Genomic DNA, 19,777 nt, shown 5'->3' with positions numbered 1-19,777 from the left:
CACACCCGGATTCCGTCCAGCCGTCACAAGGGAGCAAGGCGATGTCCACCGTCATCGAGCAGCCCGTTGAGGCCCGTCTCGTCGCCGCCGCGCCGCGGATGCCGAGCATTCCCGCCATGCTCCACTACGACCAGCGCGACCCGTTCGCCGTCAGCATGACCTTCCCTGCCCCCTCCACCCTGGAGGGCGTGGAGGTCTGCTGGACCTTCGCCCGCGAACTGCTCGTGTCCGGCATGGACGAGCCGGTCGGCCACGGCGACGTCCGGGTGCGGCCGTACGGCTACGAGCGGCTGGTCATGGAGTTCCACGCCCCCGAGGGCACGGCCGTGGTGCACCTCCGGGCGGCCGAGGTGCGGCGTTTCCTGGACCGTTCGACCGAGCTGGTGCCCCTCGGTCTCGAGCACCTCCAGATCGACCTGGACCACGACCTCGCGGAGCTGATGCGGGACGCCTGCTGAGCTCAACGGCTTCAGGTGACGGCGCCGGCTGCCGTGAGCAGGGCGGTGCGCATCTCCTGGACGACCTTCCGCAGGGCCGGGGCCGCCGCTCCGCCGCGCTCCGTCAGGGCCTCGATCCGCTCCCTGCGGCGGTCGGGGTCCTTGCCGGCGGACCCGGGGGCCGTGCCGGTGGACAGGGTGCGCAGTCCGGCCGAGGCGGCGAGCGCGACGAGGGCCGCGTCCCGCTCGGGCACCTGAGCCACCGGGAGCGGCCCCTCCAGCATCCGCCGGGCCTCCTCCTGCAGGGCGTCCACCAGGGACACGCGCTCCAGTTCGTACTCCACGGTCGAGAAGACACCCAGCGCCCGCCGCTTCACCACGCGCAGACAGCCGTCCGCGGCGAGCTGGGCGCGTACGGCGTCGAGGGTGACGCGGGCCCGCAGGGTGACCCAGGTCTGCCAGGTGCGCGGCCGGGACTCCTCGACGAGTTCCAGGAGCCCGTCGAGGACCAGGTCTCCGGTGCGGGCGTCCGGGTCCACGGGGGTGGCGATGCCGTCCTCGTCGGTGAGCAGTCCGCGCTGGGCCAGTTCGGTGAGGGCACCGGCGCGGACCAGGTGGTGGAGGCGGGACTCGCCGGTGAGTTCCGTCCTCGTGGTGTCCCAGGCCAGCAGGTAGAGCCGGGCGGGCAGCGACAGCGAGCCGTTCGGCACGGGGTGTCCTCCTCCGGGGTGGGCCGGGGGCCACGTTAATTCGTTGACAGCCTCCGGGCCCCTCCGTACCGTCGTACGCGGTCCTGTTGCCGTCGATTGGAGAAGGACGTTGCTCGTCTGAGGTCCTGAGACACCGCGTCACACACCGTCACGTGTGTGCGTTTGCGTGCGACCTCGGCGTACGAGCCGTCCTCCGGCACGGGGCTTTTCTGATGCACCTCATGCCTCTCATGCCTCCCCGGCTGCCGTGCCTCCCTCCGCCCGCTCCCGCCCCGCGGTGTCTCTCACGCGTTCGCCCTCGACCACTCCCAGCAACCGTGAGGCCACCATGTCCGCTTCCATCACCTGCACCTCTCTCTCCTTCGCCTGGCCCGACGGCACCCCCGTGTTCGACGACCTGCAGATCGCCTTCGGTCCCGGCCGGAGCGGGCTTGTCGGCGTCAACGGATCGGGGAAATCAACCCTGTTGAAGCTGATCGCCGGGGATCTCACCCCGGCCGACGGCACCGTTCGTGTGGCCGGCGAGGTCGGCTACCTGCCGCAGAACGTCACGCTCGACACCGGCCTGCGGGTCGACGAGGCGCTCGGCATCGCCGCCGTCCGCGCCGCGCTGCACGCCATCGAGGCGGGCGACGTGGCCGAGACGCACTTCGCGGCGGTCGGCGACGACTGGGACGTGGAGGAGCGCGCGCTCGCCACCCTCGGCGAACTCGGGCTCGGCCACATCGACCTGGACCGCACGATCGGCGAGGTCTCGGGCGGCGAGTCGGTGCTCCTGCGCCTGGCCGCGCTGCTGCTGCGCCGGCCGGACGTGCTCCTGCTGGACGAGCCGACCAACAACCTGGACGTGTACGCGCGCCGCCGCCTGTACGACGCCGTGGCGTCCTGGTCCGGGGTCATGGTCGTGGTCAGCCACGACCGCGAACTCCTCGAACTCGTCGACCAGATCGCCGACCTGCGCTCGGGTGAGGTCAACTGGTACGGCGGCAACTACTCCGCTTACGAGGAGGCACTGGCCACCGAACAGGACGCGGCGGAACGCATGATGCGGGTCGCCGAGGCCGATCTGAAGAAGCAGAAACGGGAACTGGTCGAGGCACACTCGAAGTTGGCCAAGCGGACGCGCTACGCCAACAAGATGTACGAGAACAAGCGCGAGCCCCGGGCCGTGATGAAGCTGAAGAAGCGCTCGGCCCAGGTCTCCGCCGGCAAGCACCGCCTCCTGCACGAGGAACGGCTCGCCGACGCCAAGGAGCGGCTCGACGAGGCGGTGGAGGCCGTACGCGACGACGACGAGATCCGCGTCGACCTGCCGTACACGGCCGTGCCCCCGGGCCGTACCGTCCTCACGCTCCTGGACCTGGAGTTGAGGTACGGCGCGCGCGTGCGCGGCGGCCTCGATCTGCGCGGGCCCGAGCGGATCGCGCTGATCGGGCGCAACGGCGCGGGCAAGACCACGCTGCTGCGCACGATCGCGGGCGAGCTGGAGCCGGTGGCGGGCGAGACGACGGCACACGTCCCGTTGCGCTTCCTGCCGCAGCGGCTCGACGTGCTCGACGACGGCCGGACGGTCGCGGAGAACGTGGCCCGGTTCGCCCCGGGCGCCACCAACAACCGCATCCGGGCGCGCCTGGCCCGCTTCCTGTTCAAGGGGGCACGGGCCGACCAGCCGGCGGCGACGCTCTCCGGCGGCGAACGCTTCAGGGCGGCGCTGGCCGCGCTGATGCTGGCGGAGCCCGCGCCTCAGCTGCTGATGCTCGACGAGCCGACGAACAACCTGGACATGGCGAGCGTGCGGCAGCTCACCACGGCCCTGGAGTCGTACGAGGGCGCGCTGATCGTGGCCAGTCACGACCTGCCGTTCCTGGAGTCGATCGGGATCACCCGCTGGCTGCTGATGGAGGAGGGAGAGCTGACGGAAATCACGCCAGAAGCTGTCGGGTATCCCGCCTAGCTTCGGGTGCATGCCCGAATTCATCACCGTCACCGGAGCCCGCGAGAACAACCTCAAGGACGTCACCCTCCACATCCCGAAAGGCCGGCTGACCGTGTTCACCGGCCTGTCGGGATCGGGAAAGTCGTCCGTCGTCTTCGACACGATCGCGGTGGAGTCGCAGCGTCAGCTGAACGAGACGTTCACGTGGTTCGTGCGCAACCGGCTGCCCAAGTACGAACGGCCGCACGCCGACGCCATCGAGGACCTCTCCCCCGCGATCGTCGTCGACCAGCGGCCGGTCGGGGGCCATTCCCGGTCCACGGTCGGCACCATGACCGACATCCACTCGGTGCTCCGGGTGCTGTTCTCCCGGCACGGCACGCCCAGCGCCGGCTCGGCGACCGCGTACTCGTTCAACGACCCGTCGGGCATGTGCCCCGGGTGCGACGGGCTCGGGCGGGCAGTCGCTCCCGACTGGGACCGCGTACTCGACCCCGCCCGGTCCCTGGCGGACGGCGCGATCCTCTTCCCTCCGTTCGCCGCGGGCACCTGGCAGGGGCAGGCCTACACCAACACCCCCGAGCTCGACCCGCACAAGCCGGTGGGTGAATTCACCGACGCCGAGCGGGAGTTCCTGATGCGCGGCGCGCCCGGGAGCAAGGTCGAGGTCACCAGCTCGGGTGGTACCTGGAGCACCGGCTACGAAGGGCTCGCCGACCGTTTCGAGCGGCTGTACCTCAAGCGGGACCTGTCGGGCATGAGCCAGAAGACCCGCGACCTCGTGCGGCGCTTCCTGGTCGAGGACACCTGCCCCGTGTGCCACGGCGCCCGCCTCAACGCGGCGGCGCTCGCCACGCGTGTGGGCGGCCTGTCCATCGCCGACTGCGCCCGTATGCAGGTCACCGACCTCATCGGCGTCCTCAAGGAGATCGACGACCCGCTGGCCGGTCCGATCGCCTCGGCCGCCGTCATCGCGCTGGAGCGGATCGACGCGATCGGCCTCGGCTACCTCAGTCTCGACCGCGAGACGTCCACGCTGTCCGGCGGCGAGGGACAGCGGCTGAAGACGGTACGGCACCTGGGGTCGAGTCTGACGGGGATGACGTACATCTTCGACGAGCCGAGCGTCGGTCTGCACCCGCGGGACGTGGGCCGTCTCGGCGATCTGCTGCTGCGGCTGCGGGACAAGGGGAACACCGTGCTGGTCGTCGAGCACGACCGGGACGTCATCGCGCTCGCCGACCACGTCGTGGACATGGGTCCGGGCGCGGGCGCCGACGGCGGGCTGGTCGTCTTCGCGGGGACTCCGGAGGAGCTGGCCACCGCGGACACACCGACCGGACGGTGCCTGCGCCGCCGGACGAAGGTCAAGGCGCAGCCCCGGCGTCCGACCGGCGGGCTGTGGGTGAAGGGCGCGGATCTGCACAACCTGCGGGATGTGACCGTGGAGTTCCCGGCCGGGGTGCTCACGGTGGTCACCGGAGTCGCCGGGTCCGGGAAGAGCTCTCTGGTGTCCGGCGCGTTCGTGGCGGCCCATCCGCGGGCCGTGGTCGTGGACCAGTCGGCGGTCGGCATCTCGGGGCGGTCGACTCCGGCGACGTACCTCGGCGTCATGGACACCGTGCGGAAGGTCTTCGCCCGGGAGACCGGCGCCGACGCGGGACTGTTCAGCTTCAACTCGTCGGGCGCGTGCGGGACGTGCCAGGGGCGCGGGATCATCCACACCGACCTCGCGTTCATGGACCCGGTGACCATGACCTGCCACGACTGCGAGGGACGGCGCTTCCGGGAGGAGGTGCTGCGGCTGACCGTGGACGGCCGCTCCATCGCCGACGTCCTGGACATGACGGCCGATCAGGCGTTGGGCTTCCTCACCGACCCGGTCGCACGGCGACGCCTGCGCGCCCTGCGGGACGTGGGGCTGACGTACCTCACGCTCGGGCAGCCGCTGTCCACGCTGTCCGGAGGCGAGCGTCAGCGCATCAAGCTCGCGACCCGGCTGCCCGAGCCGGAGGGGCGCGCCGGTACCGCGAGGCGGCAGAACAAGCACGGCACGGGTGCGGTGTACGTCCTCGACGAACCGACGACCGGGCTGCACATGGCGGATGTCGAAGGTCTGCTCGCGCTGCTGGACCGGCTGGTCGACGGGGGCGACACGGTCGTGGTCGTCGAGCACAACCTGGAGGTGGTGGCGCACGCCGACTGGATCGTCGATCTGGGTCCGGACGGAGGCAGGGACGGCGGCCGGGTGATCTTCGAAGGGACGCCGGAACGGCTGCTGGACGCACGGGACTCGTACACGGCTGAGCACCTGCGGCGGGCCGCGGGCTGAGTGCGGGTCACCTCGGCGGACACCCGCTTGTTACTCAAGGGTTTTGTCCAGGTGGGCAAGGGCTGCATCATGGTCCGGCATCCCGATGGGCCCCACCCCGAGAACGCCCTGCCCGAGAACGCCCGAGACGGAGATCCGCCGTGCCCAGCAAGAAGGCCCTCATCCGCCGCCCCAGCCCGAAACTGGCCGAGGGACTGGTCACCCACATCGACCGCGCGAAGGTCGACGTCGAACTCGCGGTCGAACAGTGGGAGGCGTACGCCGAGGCACTGCGCGCGCACGGCTGGGAGACCGTCGAGGTGGACCCCGTCGACGACTGCCCGGACTCGGTGTTCGTCGAGGACACGGTCGTGATGTTCCGCAACGTCGCGCTCATCGCCCGGTCCGGAGCCGAGTCGCGGCGCGGCGAGACCGACGGCGTCGAGGAGGCGGTGGCCGCGCTCGGCTGCTCGGTGAACTGGATCTGGGCGCCGGGCACCCTCGACGGGGGTGACGTCCTGAAGATCGGCGACACGGTTTTCGTGGGCCGCGGCGGACGCACCAACGCGGCCGGGGTGCAGCAGCTCAGGGCCGCGTTCGAGCCGCTCGGGGCACGGGTGGTGGCCGTGCCCGTGAACAAGGTGCTGCACCTGAAGTCCGCGGTGACCGCGCTGCCCGACGGCACGGTCGTCGGACACATCCCGAAGATGGACTCGCTCACGCTGTTCCCGAGCTTCCTGCACGTGCCGGAGGAGTCCGGCGCCCATGTGGTACTGCTCGGCGGCGACAAGCTGCTGATGGCGACGAGCGCGCCCAAGACCGCCGCCCTGTATGAGGACCTCGGGTACGAGCCCGTCCTCGTGGACATCAGCGAGTTCGAGAAGCTCGAAGGCTGTGTGACATGCCTCTCGGTGCGGCTGCGGGAGCTGTACGCCTGACCAGGTCGGGCACTTCGCCTCCCGGCCCCTGGACCTGCGGGTCTGCTGGGGCCTCAGCAGACCCGGTGAACACCCTGGGACACTGCGGGAACACCCGCTGAACAGGGGTCTTTACAGCACACTTAACCTACGGCATCGTAACCTACGGACTCGTAGCCTACGATTCCGTAGGTTCGGTCACTCGCTCGTGACCACGCACGATCTTCTCGTCCCCCTGGAGTTACCGTGTCGATCACTTCCCCCCACCTTGGCAGCCCGTCCACCTGGACCGACGCACGACTGCTGTACGCCCTGGAGGAAGTGGTCGAGAAGGAGCTCAACCGGCATCTGAAGGTCACCAAGGACTGGATGCCGCACGAGTACGTGCCGTGGAGCGACGCGCGTAACTTCCCGGGCTTCTTCGAGGACGGCGAGGCCTGGGAGAAGGGGCAGTCCAAGGTCACGGAGATCGGCCGTATCGCGCTGGTGGTGAACCTGCTCACCGAGGACAACCTGCCCAGCTACCACCACGAGATCGCCTCGCTGTTCGGCCGTGACGGCGCCTGGGGCACCTGGGTGCACCGCTGGACCGCCGAGGAGGGACGGCACGGCATCGTGATGCGCGACTACCTGCTCGCGTCGCGCGCGGTCGACCCGGACAAGCTCGAAGAGTTCCGCATGGCCCACATGAGCGAGGGCTTCGAGTCGGACAACAAGCACTCGATGCTGCACTCGATCGCGTACGTCGCGTTCCAGGAGCTCGCCACCCGCATCTCGCACCGCAACACCGGTCACCAGTCCGGCGACCCGATCTGCGACCGCATGCTTGCGCGCATCGCCACGGACGAGAACCTGCACATGGTGTTCTACCGGAACCTGCTGAAAGCGGCGTTCGAGCTCGCGCCCGACCTGACGATGCAGGCGGTCCGCGATGTCGTCGTCAACTTCCGCATGCCCGGCCACGGCATGCCCGGCTTCGAGCGCGCCGCCGCCCAGATGGCCATCGGCGAGGTCTACAACATGCGGATCCACCACGACGACGTGCTCCAGCCGGTGCTGCGCTTCCTGAAGGTCATGGAGATCGACGGGCTCGGCCCGGAGGGCCACAAGGCGCAGGAGGAGCTGGGACTCTACATGGGCGGACTGGACGCGGAGGCCCTGAAGTTCGACGAGAAGCTCGCGGCGCGCAAGGCCCGGATGGCGGCACGCGCCGGGGCTTAACGACAGTTCACGCACGACGCCCGCGGATGCCCCGCCTCGGTCGAGGCGGGGCATCCGCGTTCCGTGAGGCGGCTGCCGGGCACCCGGGTCCGCTCATTCGTACGCCGTCACCTCGGCCAGTGCCGCGTCCCGCACATCGGGCACCGGGTGGCGGCGCAGCGCCCTGAGCTGGTCGCGCCAGGGGCCGGGCCAGCCCGTGCGGGCGCCGAGAGCGCCGGTGAGGGCCACGGCGAGCAGTCCCCGGGCGTGACCACCGTGGGCGGCCAGGCCACGGGCGACGGGCAGGAGGGTCCCGGGGTCGCCCTCGTGGGCCCTGCCCCGCAGCCGTTCGCCGACGGCGCGGGCCGTACGGTCGGCGAGTGCCGGGCGGCCCTCCGTGAGCGCGGCCAGGCGGTGCAGATGCTCCGGGCCGGTGTCCAGGTCCAGGTGGAACGCGGCGATGGCGGCTGCCTGCGGTACGAAGTCGTCGTACGCGGCGAGGAGTTCGCTCGCGGCGAGGGCCGCCGGGCGGACCGGGTGCGGCGCCGGCCGGGCATAGTGGGCGAGTTGGCGGACGAGGTGCTCGACGCGTCGGCGGGCGGGACGGTCGCGGCGTTCCTCGGCGTCGGCCCCGATGTCGGACTCGGCCAGCGTCCGCAGCGCTCTCCGCAGTCCCTCGGCACCTCGCGCCGACCCCACGGCGGCCGTCACCAGGCCGCTCGCCGCGGCACGCCAGGACACGCGTTCGAACAGGTCGGCGGTGGCGTCCGCCAGGACCGTCGGGGCGTCCGGCGACCACGGTGCCCAGCGGGCCAGCGCGTCGAAGGCCAGTGACGCCGTCTCCGGATCGTCGGTGTCGCAGACGTCGCGCACGAGGCGTGCGTACCGCTCCCGGTGCGGTGCGGGAAGGTCCAGCGGCGCGACATGCAGCACGGCCGCGCGCAGGACGGGCCCGGCGCCCGCGGCGTCGGCCAGCATCGCCCACACCGTCTCCTCGGCGAGCAGGGGTTCCGCGAAGGCCACGCAGGCGGAGCGCACGTCGGCGTGAGTGGCGGGCCACGCGTACGCCTCGGTGAGCAGTTCCGCCGCCCGGGGCACCGGCAGCCGTACGGCGGCCAGGCGTGCCGCCTCCTTGCGGCTGGTGACCTTGGCGTCCGGGGTGAGCAGCAACGCGCGCAGCTGCTCGGCGAGGAGGGACGGCGCCGCGTACCGGGATGCCTGCGCGGCCGCGTACACCGCGACCCGTGCCCGGTCGTCGCCCGCGTGGGCCAGCAGCTCGGGCAGCGCGTCGGCGGGACGGTCGGTGCCGGCGAGCGCGGCGAGGGCCGCCTCGGCGAGGACGACCTCGGGGGAACCGGTCCAGCGGCGTACGAGGCCGGCGCCGATGCCCGGCACGAGCGCGCTCTGCCCGACGGCCACGGCCCGTTGGTAGGGAGTGAGCCCGGTGTCCTCGGCGGACGCCGTCAACTGCCGTGCCACGGCCTGCTGTTGACGGGACACCCAGCGCCGCACGTTCCGGTCCACGCGGAGGGTCCACCACGCCTCCTTGGTCAGGAAGCGCCCGTAGGGCGGGGTGACGGCCAGCAGCGGGTCGAGCAGGTCGGTGCGGCATCGGACGACGGCCCGCCGCACGGGCGGCAGCACACCGGCGGACGGCTCCAGCGACAGGACGCGGGCCACCCGCTCGTCCCGGGTCTCGGGCGGCTCCAGCCACAGCACGATGGCCTCGCGCGCGGTCGTGTCGCTGCCGTAGCGGATGGCCTGCCACAGGAGTTCCTGCAGTTCGGGCATGCCGGCGGCGCGTCGGCCCACGGCGCGGGCGAGCGCGAACGCGAGTCCGTAGTCGGCCTTCTCGGCGCCCGCCTCGATCCAGGGGCGCAGCGCCTCGTACACCTGGTGTTCCTGGCCGTGCCGGAGGGTCTGGTCGAGCCGGCCGAGGAGATCACGGCCCGTGCCGCCGGTGTTGCCGGAGATGCGGACGAGGGTGCGCAGCGCCCAGTTGACCAGATCGCGCCGCCCGTTCGCGGCGTGCTCGCGCAGTACGGAGACGGCGAGCCGGCTGAGGTGCCGCCGGGTGTCCGGCGAGGAGTCCGGGGCCTGAACGGCGTCGACGGCGATGCGGTCGAGGTGCGGTTCGGCGTCCTCGGTGAACAACGCGGGCCGGGCGCGGGCCAGTTCGTCGAGCGCGGCCGACCGCACCGGGTCCTGTTCGCCCCGCAGCCGTCCCATCTCCGCCAGGGCCGAGGCGACGGCGGCGGGATCGCCGGAGCGGACCGCGTTGCGGATCAGCAGCTGCCAGGCCTCGGCCCGTTCCTCGGCGGCCGGCCGCCGGGTGGCCTCGACGAGGCGGCCTTGGACCTCGGCGACGGGCAGATGGCATTCGACGCGGAGCAGGGCGTTCCATCGTCCGCCCTTCTCCCGCAGCACGTCGGCCATCACGCGGGCCTCGTGGGCGGCGGCACCGCGGGGCAGCGCTTCGAGCAGGGCCGCGTCCATATTCCCGGGGCCCCGGCCTTCGTGGACCTCCGAGCAGAAGGAGTGCCGTCGGGCGGGGGGCATCGCCCTGAGCAGCGGCGGCAGACCGCCGTTCGGTGCCAGCGTCCTGCCGTACGCGACGAGTTCGGGCGCGCCGGAGCGGGCCAGCGCGCGCAGCACGGTCCCGCTCATCGAGTGGGCGCCCAGCGCTCCGGACCAGGCCGGGGTCAGCAGCAGCCGCACCACCCGCGCCGGATCGGCGGACGCGAACGCGCTCACGTGGTCCCGGAGTTCGTGCGGCAGCACCGCGGGCCCGAGCCATTCGAGGAGGTCGAGCACGCGCAGGGGTTCGGCGGGTGTCACGGCGGCCAGGGCCACCGCGTACCGGGACCACCAGGTGTCGCGCAGTGCCTCGGGCAGCGCGGCCACCTCCCGTTCCGCCACGTCGAGCAGTGTCCCCGGGTGCCGTTTGGCGAGGGTGCGCCAGCCGGTCACCGCGTGGAACAGCTCGGGCAGCAGCCGGGCGGCCGCCTCCGGGGAGCAGGCGGGCAGCAGGCGAGCCGCCTCGGTGTCGCCCCACTCGCGCCGCAGACGGTCGGCCATCCGGTCGGCGAGCGCGGTGCGCCGCCCGGCGACGACGGCGCGCAGCAGCTCGCGGCGGACGACTTCGGGCGCGTCGGCCAGCGCCGACTCGTAGGAGGAGTCCGGGATCTGGAGGCTGTCGGCGACGCGCAGCGCGTGTCCACGCACATACGGGTCGGGGTCGGCGATCCGTACGGCGATCCACTCGGCGTCCCGCGCGACGGACGCGGCCACGACTGCGATGCCACGCTCGTAGGGCCCTCGCCCGTCCAGTTCTTCCAGCAGGGGACGCAGCGGCCGCTCCATGTCCCTCACGCGCCGGGCGAGTTCACGCATGCGTTGCGGGTGCGGGAGCGGGTCGAGGACGTTCAGCAGGCCGTCGACCGTCTGCGGGGTGCTGGGCATGCGCTGGATTGTGCCTGCGGGACGGGGCGCGTGCGCGGGAAATACGGCAGTTCACGGTGACGTGCGGGTGACAGTGGGGGTGTCGGTGACGGTCGTCAGCGTGGATCCGTGCGCTTGAGGTGCAGTCGTTCCCGCTCGGAGAGGCCGCCCCAGACGCCGAAGCGCTCGTCGTTGGCCAGCGCGAACTCCAGGCAGGCGGCGCGCGTCTCGCACATGCCGCAGATGAGCTTCGCCTCCCGTACCGAGCTGCCCGGCTCGGGAAAGAAGAAGTCGGCCCCCAGCTGTGCGCACAGCGCCTGCTCCTGCCAGGCCAGGTCCGGCGGGGTGGGTGTGTCGGTGTGCATGGTCGAGATGGTGTCGCGCGGCGAAAAACGTTCGATCAACGCAGGATCAACGACACCGTCCATCGTGCGCGGCAGATCCCGTGTCGCCGCTGCGGACACCCGATGATGGACCCGCGGGCCAGACGGACGCACGGCGGCGCGCGGGTCGCTCGCACACGGGCCCCTCCTCGCCTGATTACCGAACGTCACCGGGTGCAGTCGCAGCGGCAGCGTCCCGGCGGCGATCGTCAGTGGGCGGTGCGAGACTCGGCAGTGCAGGCAATGGGCCCCTCGAAGGAGTGCGCACATGCTCACCACGCGCTATGTCACCGGCGCCCCGAACTGGCTCGATCTCGGCACTCCCGACCTCGACGGCGCCTCGGCCTTCTACGGCGGACTCTTCGGCTGGCAGTTCCGGCCGGGCCCGCCCGAGACCGGCGGCTACGGCTTCTTCCAGCTCGCCGGGAAGACCGTGGCGGGCGGTATGGGGACCACCCCGGAGCAGGGGCCACCTTCCTGGACGGTGTACTTCCGGACGCCGGACGCGGACGCCACGGCGAAGGCGGTCGAGCAGGCGCACGGGAGGGTGCTCGCGCAGCCCATGGACGTGCTGGACCAGGGCCGCATGGCCATCCTCGCCGACCGGGCGGGCGTGCCCTTCGGTGTCTGGCAGCCCGCGGCCACCAAGGGCCTCGATGTAGTGCGGGACCAGGGCTCGCTGTGCTGGGTGGAGCTGTACACGCCGGACCTTCCGGCGGCCGCCGGGTTCTACAACGCCGTGCTCGGCTGGGAGACCTCGGCCGTCGCGTTCCCCGGAGGCATGTACACCACGGTCCACCCGGCGGGCACCGAGATGGACGCCATGTTCGGCGGCATCGTCCCGCTGGAGGACGCCCCGGCCAGGACGGAGGCCGCAGCCTGGCTGCCGTACTTCGAGGTCCCGGACACGGACGCCACGGTCGCCAGGGCGCAGGAGCTGGGCGGCACGGTCCGCCTCCCCGCGACCGACCTGCAGGGCGTCGGCCGCATCGCCGAGTTCGCCGACCCGTACGGAGCGCGGTTCGCGGTGATCAGGAGCGTGCCGCAGCAGAGCTGAGACCAGAAGGCTCGCGGGTTCACCGCCGTGAAGCCCGTCCGGGCGACCACCGTGCGGTTGCGGCGCAGGCTCAGGCGGAGGCGCGGCGCACCAGTGTGGTCGGCAGGACGACGCTGGAGGGCGCGCTCGTGGCCTCCCGCCCGGCCCCCGCTCCTCGGGGCTCCAGCCCGCCCAGCAGCAGGCGTGCCATCAGCCGGCCCATCTCCTCGATGTCCTGACGAATCGTCGTGAGGGGAGGGTCGGTCTGTTCGGCGACCGGCAGCATGTCGTCGAAGCCGACGACGGCGACGTCGTCGGGGACCCTGCGTCCGCGCTCCCGCAGGGCACGCAGGGCGCCCGAGGCGGAAAGGTCGTTGGCGGCGAAGACGGCGTCCAGGTCCGGGCAGCGGTCCAGGAGCTCCCGCATGGCGCTCTCGCCGCCCGCGGGCGTGAAGTCGCCCTCGACGACCATCCGCGGACCGGCGTCCACCATGACGTCCCGGAACCCCTGGAGCCGGTCGACGGCGGAGGTCTGGTCGAGGGGACCGGTGATGTGTCCGATACGGGTGCGGCCGAGCCCGACGAGATGCCGGACGGCGTCCCGCGCGCCACCGCGGTTGTCGCTGTCCACGTACACGACGTCGGGCACGGCGTCGCCCCAGCCGGGCCGCCCGCCGAACACGGTCGGTACGCCCGCCCCGTGGATCAGTCCGGGCAGCGGGTCGTCGAGGTGCAGCGAGAAGACGAGCGCGCCGTCGACGTGTCCGCCGGCGAGGTACCGTCCGACGCGTACGTGATCGTCGCGCCCTTCGGTGAGCAGCAGCACGAGCTGGGAGTCGTGCGCGGTCAGCTCCTTGCCGATGCCGCGCAGCTGGAGGGCGAAGAAGGGGTCGGCGAAGACCCTGGTCTCGGGCTCGGCGATCACGACGGCGACGGCGTCGTGCCGCCGGGTGACCAGGCTCCGGGCCGCCTGGTTCGGCACGTAGCCGAGTTCTTCGACGGCTCTGCGTACCCGCTCGACAAGCGGTTCCCGCACTCCCTCGCCCCCGTTGACGACCCGTGACACGGTCGCCCGCGACACCCCCGCCCGCGCTGCCACGGCCTCCAGCGTGGGGCGCGACGTTACCTCGGTCACTTCGGGACTCTCCTCCAGAGCGGCTGCCGGTCAGGATAGCCCTGGAGGGGGCGTCACTTGAGAGCGCTCTCTGGAGTCTGATGCCGGAGTCCCCGATGCGGGGGTGCCGCGATCGCCCTTCAAGAGGGCGGCGCTATGACATCTGCGGCTCCGCCGCGTGGGGACGGCCCGGCCCAGCGGACCATACTGGGGCCCTAGGGCCCTTCTGATGGATCTCCGCGGCGTCGCGACGCCCGGCACGCACTCCCCCACTCTCGGCTTCGCTCGAGCGGGGGAACCCCCATGCCGCACGCCGCGAAGGGACAGGTGGCTCCGCCACATGACCCTCCACGCCGCACGCCGATCGCACGCACCGGACGCCGCTCCTTCCTCCACGGAGATCCATCAGAAGGGCCCTAGTGGTGCGGCTCGTACCCAGGAATCGTGCCGTCCGGCTTCTTCACCAGGAACAGGCCGACCATGCCCATGTCGGAGTGGCTCTGGACATGGCAGTGGTACATCCAGGCGCCCGCGCCGACGCCCTCGCCGGCGATCACCTGGAAGCCGAAGGAGTCGGCCGGGCCCACGATCTTGTTGTCGATGACCTGGCTGGGATCCTCGGGGCCGGTCAGCAGACCCGTGCGGTTGTCCGCCCAGCGGTGACCGTGCAGATGGAACGTGTGGTAGTACTCTCCGTGGGTGATCATCACCCACTCGACCCGATCGCCCACCGTCGCCTCGAAGTCGGGGCCGGAGTGGGGCGCCTGGTTGTTGATCTTCATGTCGTTGAAGACGACCGTGACGGTCTTGTCGGGCAGGATGTCGCCCTTCCTGCGGACGATCACCGGTCCGTAAAGGCCGTTGCGGATACCGCCCGTTCCGTGTTCCGTACCCACCACGTGGTCGTGGTAGTTCCAGTAACCCGCGCTGCCCGCACGCCAGGTGCCGTCCTGTCGGCGCCCGGGGGCGTGCGTGCGCCAGGTGTAGGTGCGGGTGCCGCCCGGCTCGACGTCGCTCTTGTTCATCCTGGTGCCGTCGCTGGTGATCTCGTAGTCCAGCCCGTGGACGTGCAGACTCGCCGCCACGTCCATGGTGTTCTCGAACTCGATGTGCAGCGTGTCGCCCTCGTTGAGCTCGATCAGCGGGCCGGGGATCGAAGCCTTGCCCTTCTCCAGGCCGTAGCCCATCTGCCCGCCGGGGAGCCTCTCGGCGTACATCTTGATGCGTTTCACCTCGCCGCCGGCCGGCGCGGTCTTCACCGGTTCCTCGGCGCTCACGGCTTCCGGGGCCAGAGACAACGATGTCGCGACGGCCGCGCCGCCCAGCAGCACCCGCCGGTTGAACCCGCGTCTGTCCATGCGGAACTCCCCATCCTGGTGCGGAACTTACGGAGACGTACCTGTGATGAACTGATCGAACGGTACCGGCCACACTCGCGTTTATCCACACTCAGGACAAAGTTCGTGGTATCGCGGTCATAGGTATTGGCGGACCATGCAAAAGGGTCTAACTTCCATGGCGCTGTTGCTGTAACCGTGGAGGTGCCCATGCACTTGCGAAGGTTGAGCACGAGGAGACGGGCCTGTGTGGCGGGCGTGACCGCCACACTCGTCGCCGCCGGGCTGCTGTCGGGTCCGGCCGCCAGCGCGCGCCCCGCTCCCGAACCACCCCTGACAACGATGTCCATCAAGTCGCCACCGGGCGGCGCGAACGCAAGAGTGCTGATCTTCTACGGGTCCGCCGCGGCCGGGGAGGAATCGCCCGTCGTCAACGCGGGCATCGAGACCATCGAGAAGATCGGCCTGACCGGACCGACCGACCAGCAATTCGACGTCGTTGCCACGGACGATGCCTCCGTGTTCACCAACGACACCCGGATGAGCCGCTTCAACGCGGTCGTGTTCCTGACCGGTGGCGGGGACGTTCTCGATCCGGAGCAGGAGGCGGGCCTGGAGGCCTACATGGAGGCGGGCGGCGGCTTCGTCGGCATCCATGACGCGGCCCGCGCCGAGCCCTACTCGGACTGGTTCACCGGTCTCGTCGGCGCCCGTCCGGCCGCGTCGAGCCCGACCGCCGTGCAGCGGGCGACCGTTGAGGTGGGCGACCGCGTCCACCCGGCGACCAAGGACCTGCCGGTGCAGTGGAAGCGGCCCGACCAGTGGCTCAACTGGGTCAAGAACCCGTCCGGCGACGTGCACACAGTGGCACGCGTACGCGAGTCGACGTACCAGCCGGGAGAGAGCAAGAACGGCGCGGACCACCCGGTGAGCTGGTGCCGCGACTACGACGGCGGCCGCTCCTTCTACACGGGCATGGGCGGCACGGTCTCCTCGTACGACGAGACCGAGTTCCGTACGCATCTGCGCGGCGCCCTGCTCTGGACGAGCCGTCTGTCCCAGGCGGACTGCAAGGCGACGATCAACGCCAACTACAAGGCGGAACGCCTCACTCAGCCCAACCAGCCGGGGCAGAACGACCAGATCGGCGAGCCGCACGGCCTGGTGACCGCGCCCGACGGACGCGTCCTCTACATCGGCCGCGGCGGCGCCGACTCCTCCCAGCCGGTGATCACCGACTGGAACAACCCGGACATCGGCAAGGGCAAGGGCCAGATCCACGTCTACGACCCGAAGACCAAGAAGGTGACCCTGGCGGGCGCGTTGACGGTCTTCGGCAACAAGGGCGGCGGCGACGAGCTCACCAAGGTCGAGGAGGGCCTGCTCGGCATCGAGCTCGATCCGCGCTTCGAGGACAACGGCTGGGTGTACCTGCACTACACGCCGCACTCACGGATCAACCGCGACACGCGGATGGCCGAGCGCTACGTCTCCCGCTTCACACTGGACCTCGCCACGAACAAGCTGGACCTGAGCAGCGAGAAGGTGCTGCTGAAGTGGCCGGTGCAGATCAACAGCTGCTGCCACGCGGGCGGCGGGATGGCCTGGGACTCCAAGGGCAACCTGTACATCGCGACCGGTGACACCAACTCCAGCGGCTTCACCAACGGTTACTCCGGCAACAACCCCCAGCCCAACTACAAGGGCGTCTCGTTCGCGGACGCGCGCCGCACCGCCGGAAACACCAACAACCTCAACGGCAAGATCCTGCGCATCCACCCGGAGCCCGACGGCACGTACACCCTCCCCGAGGGGAACCTCTTCACGGGCAAGGAGACCGCTGAGGGCGGCGGCAAGACACGGGGTGAGATCTATGTGATGGGGGTGCGGAACCCCGCCCGCATCTTCGTCGACAAGTCGACCGACATCCTGTACGCGGGCTGGGTCGGCCCGGACGCGAGCCAGCCGTCCACGACCTGGGGCCCGGCGAAGTACGACACGTTCGCCGTCATCACCAAGGCGAGCAACCGGGGCTGGCCGTACTGCATGGGCAACAAGCAGCCCTACCGCGACCGCAACCTGCCCGACCCGACGCAGCCGCTCGGCTGGTACGACTGCGACGCCCCGAAGAACGAGTCCCCGAACAACGACGGCCTGGTCAACCTGCCCCCGGTGACCGGCAACAACATCTGGTACTCACCCCAGGGCGGCGCCCCGGACTTCCCGCGCGACGCGAACGGGATCCCCTCCTACAAGAACGAGGAGGCCACGTACAAGCTGCCGTGGCTGAAGGGCGGCGGGCAGGCCGCGATGAACGGGCCGGTCTACCGGTACGACGCGTCCGTGACCGAGAGCGGTCAGTGGCCCGCCTACTGGGACGGCAAGTGGTTCGTGGGTGACTTCTACGACGCCGACCAGCCGCGCAACGCGGTCGTCACCGATCCCAAGACGCACGGCGACGGCGGACTGCCCGTCCACTCGGAGTCGCTGAAGAAGATCGTGCCGATCGGCAACGACGGCATCAAGAACCTCATGGACTGGAAGTTCGGGCCCGACGGATCGCTGTACGTCCTCGACTACGGCCGTGGCTTCTTCACCTCGGACGCCAAGTCGGCGCTGTGGCGGGTGACGTACACGGGCGGTGGCCCGACCCCGGCCGTCAACCAGCTGGCCAGGAAGGCGGGATGATGCGCGAGAGACGTATGAGACATCTGACACGTCAAGGACGGTGGCTGACCGCGCTGTTGGCGGCCCTGCTGATGGTGCTCGGGCTCACCTCGGCGTCGGCGGCGGGCCGGCCCCAGGCCCAGGGCGCCAAGGCCGCCGCCCAGACGCTGACCTGGACCGCCGGCAACGACATCACCAAGTACATGTCCGTGCCCCAGACAGCGGTCGCGGGGCCGACCACCATCGTCTTCGAGAACAGTGTGGCGACCGGCAACACCACGGGCATGCCGCACACGCTGACGTTCGACGTCTCGGACCCGGAGTACAACAACGACGTCCCGCTGAACATCCTGGCCAACCCGAACGACGCCCAGGGCGGCAAGTACAGCGTCGAGGTCAACCTCACGCCGGGCCGTTACCGCTTCTACTGCACGATCCCGGGCCACGGCCAGATGCAGGGCATCCTCGTCGTCACCGAGGGCACCGGCGAGGACACCACCCCGCCCGAGACCTCGGCCAAGGTGACCGGGACGCAGAACGCGCAGGGCCAGTACGTGGGTTCGGCAACGGTGGCGGTGAGCGCGACCGACGAGGAAGGCGGCTCGGGCGTCGATCGCGTGGAGTACGCGCTGGGACACTCGGGCGACTGGCAGCCGTACACCACACCCGTCGTGGTCAACCAGGTCGGCGATCACCACGTCCGCTACCGGGCGTTCGACAAGGCGGGCAACGTCTCGGCCGACAAGTCCGTCGAGTTCTCCGTCGTCGCCCCGCCGACCGACGACACCACACCACCGGAAACCTCGGCGACAGTGACCGGTGAGCAGAACCCGCAGGGCGAGTACCTCTCCATGGCGACGGTCACCGTGTCCGCGTCCGACACCGGCTCCGGCGTCAACACCATCGAGTACGCGCTCGGCGACTCGGGCGCCTGGCAGCCGTACACGGCCCCGGTGATGGTGCACGAGGTCGGTACGCACAAGGTGCGGTACCGCGCCACCGACAAGGCGGGGAACGTGTCCGCCGAGAAGAACGTCACGTTCACGGTGGTCACGCCGCCCGTCGAGGACACGACACCGCCGGTGACCGGGGTGACGGTCGAGGGCGATCGCAACTCCGACGGCGCCTACCTCAAGAGCGCCAAGGTGACGGTGAGCGCGACCGACGAGCACGGCGGCTCGGGCGTCGCGGCGATCGAGTACTCGCTCGACGGCGGGCCCTACCTCGCGTACACCGCACCGGTCGTGGTGGACCGCGCGGGCACGCACACGCTCGCGTACCGGGCCAGCGACAAGGCGGGCAACACCTCCCCGGCGCGCACCGTGACCTTCACGGTGGTCTCCGGCGGCGGCGTCCCCGCGCCCAACTGCGCCGAGTGGGACGAGCGGCTGACCGTCATCGTCGGCACGGTCGACTCGGGCGTGCCGAACCGGCTCACCAACAACCGGTGCCGCATCAACGAGCTGATCGAGGACGAGAAGGAGTGGACGTCCAACGCGCTGTTCCTCAAGCACGTGAAGACGGTCCTGGACAAGCTCCTCAAGGAAGGCGTCATCGACCAGCGCGAGTACAACGCCATCCAGAAGGCGGCCCGTGAGTCCGGCATCGGCAAGCCCGGGCAGACGGACGGCTACCGGACGATCCTGGACGGTACGGCGGAGTCCTTCGCCAAGTGGCAGCAAGTGGGCGGCGGTTCGTTCGCGCAGAACTCCGACGGCTCGATCACGTCGGGGACGACGAAGGCCGGGCTCGGCATGCTGATGTTCGCCGAGCGGAAGTACGGCGACTTCTCGCTGCGCCTGCAGTGGCGTGACGACGCGCCCGGCACGGGCAACGCCAACTCCGGTGTCTTCGTACGGTTCCCATGGGTGTACGACCACCCCGAGGAGTCCCGTCCGGAGTGGGTCGCCATCAAGTACGGGCACGAGGTGCAGGTGTTCGACCGGCCCGACGGCGACATGTACAAGACCGGTTCTGTCTACGGCTTCGACCGCGTGGGCCTCGCCGGTGCGGGCGTCACCCAGAAGGGCACCTGGAACGACTACGAGATCCGCGTGGTCGACCAGCACTACTCGGTGTACCGCAACGGCGTGCTGATCAACGAGTTCGACAACACCGGCGGGCAGGAGTTCACCCCGCCGCGTTCGGACGACCCGGGCACGGACGGCCGGCGGTTCGCCTCCGGCTACGTCGGTCTCCAGGTGCACGGCACGACGGACGTGGTGTCGTACCGCGACATCCGGATCAAGGAGCTCTAGTACCGCGACGGTGGTACTGACCTCCGCTTC

13 protein-coding genes are annotated in these 19,777 nt (G+C 70.7%); 8 read left to right on the top strand and 5 right to left on the bottom strand.

The window, feature by feature from the left end; genetic code table 11:
- Positions 1–41 precede the first annotated feature (41 nt).
- On the top strand, positions 42–458 hold the full coding sequence (locus tag E0500_RS24170; protein ID WP_131569028.1) for an SsgA family sporulation/cell division regulator: 417 nt from the start codon (positions 42–44) through the stop codon (positions 456–458).
- An 11-nt stretch (positions 459–469) separates the two neighbouring features.
- Here the strand turns inward: E0500_RS24170 and E0500_RS24165 are convergent, their stop codons facing one another.
- Positions 470–1,147 (bottom strand): GPP34 family phosphoprotein, encoded by a 678-nt coding sequence (locus tag E0500_RS24165; protein WP_131569029.1) that lies wholly within the window; start codon positions 1,145–1,147, stop codon positions 470–472.
- A gap of 328 nt (positions 1,148–1,475) precedes the next feature.
- Between E0500_RS24165 and E0500_RS24160 the strand changes: the two genes are divergently transcribed.
- The 4 genes from E0500_RS24160 to E0500_RS24145 all read left to right on the top strand — a co-directional run bounded on the left by E0500_RS24160 (position 1,476) and on the right by E0500_RS24145 (position 7,532).
- Complete coding sequence (locus E0500_RS24160) at positions 1,476–3,101, top strand: ABC-F family ATP-binding cassette domain-containing protein (RefSeq protein WP_131569031.1); 1,626 nt, start codon at positions 1,476–1,478, stop codon at positions 3,099–3,101.
- Between the two features lie 10 nt (positions 3,102–3,111).
- Positions 3,112–5,415 (top strand): excinuclease ABC subunit UvrA, encoded by a 2,304-nt coding sequence (locus tag E0500_RS24155; RefSeq protein WP_131569033.1) that lies wholly within the window; start codon positions 3,112–3,114, stop codon positions 5,413–5,415.
- A gap of 140 nt (positions 5,416–5,555) precedes the next feature.
- Positions 5,556–6,332: a dimethylargininase gene (ddaH, locus tag E0500_RS24150; protein ID WP_131569035.1), complete on the top strand. Its 777-nt coding sequence runs from the start codon at positions 5,556–5,558 to the stop codon at positions 6,330–6,332.
- Positions 6,333–6,557: 225 nt separating this feature from the next.
- Positions 6,558–7,532 (top strand): acyl-ACP desaturase, encoded by a 975-nt coding sequence (locus E0500_RS24145; protein ID WP_131569037.1) that lies wholly within the window; start codon positions 6,558–6,560, stop codon positions 7,530–7,532.
- A gap of 93 nt (positions 7,533–7,625) precedes the next feature.
- On the opposite strand, the gene E0500_RS24140 is transcribed toward E0500_RS24145, so the two are convergent.
- Together E0500_RS24140 and E0500_RS24135 are read right to left on the bottom strand one after the other, a co-directional pair.
- The gene (locus E0500_RS24140) at positions 7,626–10,973 is read right to left on the bottom strand and encodes a hypothetical protein (protein WP_131569039.1); all 3,348 of its coding nucleotides are present in this window, start codon (positions 10,971–10,973) and stop codon (positions 7,626–7,628) included.
- Between the two features lie 95 nt (positions 10,974–11,068).
- Positions 11,069–11,317 carry a WhiB family transcriptional regulator gene (locus E0500_RS24135; protein WP_181587112.1) on the bottom strand — a complete coding sequence of 83 codons (249 nt, stop codon included), beginning with the start codon at positions 11,315–11,317 and terminating at the stop codon, positions 11,069–11,071.
- Between the two features lie 286 nt (positions 11,318–11,603).
- Here E0500_RS24135 and E0500_RS24130 point away from each other — a divergent pair, with 286 nt between their 5' ends.
- A complete protein-coding gene (locus E0500_RS24130; protein ID WP_131569043.1) occupies positions 11,604–12,392 on the top strand; it encodes a VOC family protein in 789 nt (262 codons plus the stop codon).
- Between the two features lie 70 nt (positions 12,393–12,462).
- On the opposite strand, the gene E0500_RS24125 is transcribed toward E0500_RS24130, so the two are convergent.
- Positions 12,463–13,506 (bottom strand): LacI family DNA-binding transcriptional regulator, encoded by a 1,044-nt coding sequence (locus tag E0500_RS24125; RefSeq protein ID WP_131569045.1) that lies wholly within the window; start codon positions 13,504–13,506, stop codon positions 12,463–12,465.
- A 395-nt stretch (positions 13,507–13,901) separates the two neighbouring features.
- Positions 13,902–14,843, bottom strand: coding sequence for a multicopper oxidase domain-containing protein (locus E0500_RS24120; RefSeq protein WP_131569047.1), 942 nt, complete (start codon positions 14,841–14,843; stop codon positions 13,902–13,904).
- A 189-nt stretch (positions 14,844–15,032) separates the two neighbouring features.
- Between E0500_RS24120 and E0500_RS24115 the strand changes: the two genes are divergently transcribed.
- Together E0500_RS24115 and E0500_RS24110 are read left to right on the top strand one after the other, a co-directional pair.
- The gene (locus E0500_RS24115) at positions 15,033–17,510 is read left to right on the top strand and encodes a ThuA domain-containing protein (RefSeq protein ID WP_181587111.1); all 2,478 of its coding nucleotides are present in this window, start codon (positions 15,033–15,035) and stop codon (positions 17,508–17,510) included.
- Between the two features lie 14 nt (positions 17,511–17,524).
- Complete coding sequence (locus E0500_RS24110; protein ID WP_131569049.1) at positions 17,525–19,747, top strand: OmpL47-type beta-barrel domain-containing protein; 2,223 nt, start codon at positions 17,525–17,527, stop codon at positions 19,745–19,747.
- Positions 19,748–19,777 lie beyond the last annotated feature (30 nt).

This window comes from Streptomyces sp. KM273126, assembly GCF_004337435.2.
GTDB classification, from domain to species: Bacteria; Actinomycetota; Actinomycetes; order Streptomycetales; family Streptomycetaceae; genus Streptomyces; species Streptomyces acidicola.
Note: the sequence above shows the minus strand (reverse complement) of the source record. Positions and strands in the feature narration are given on the sequence as shown.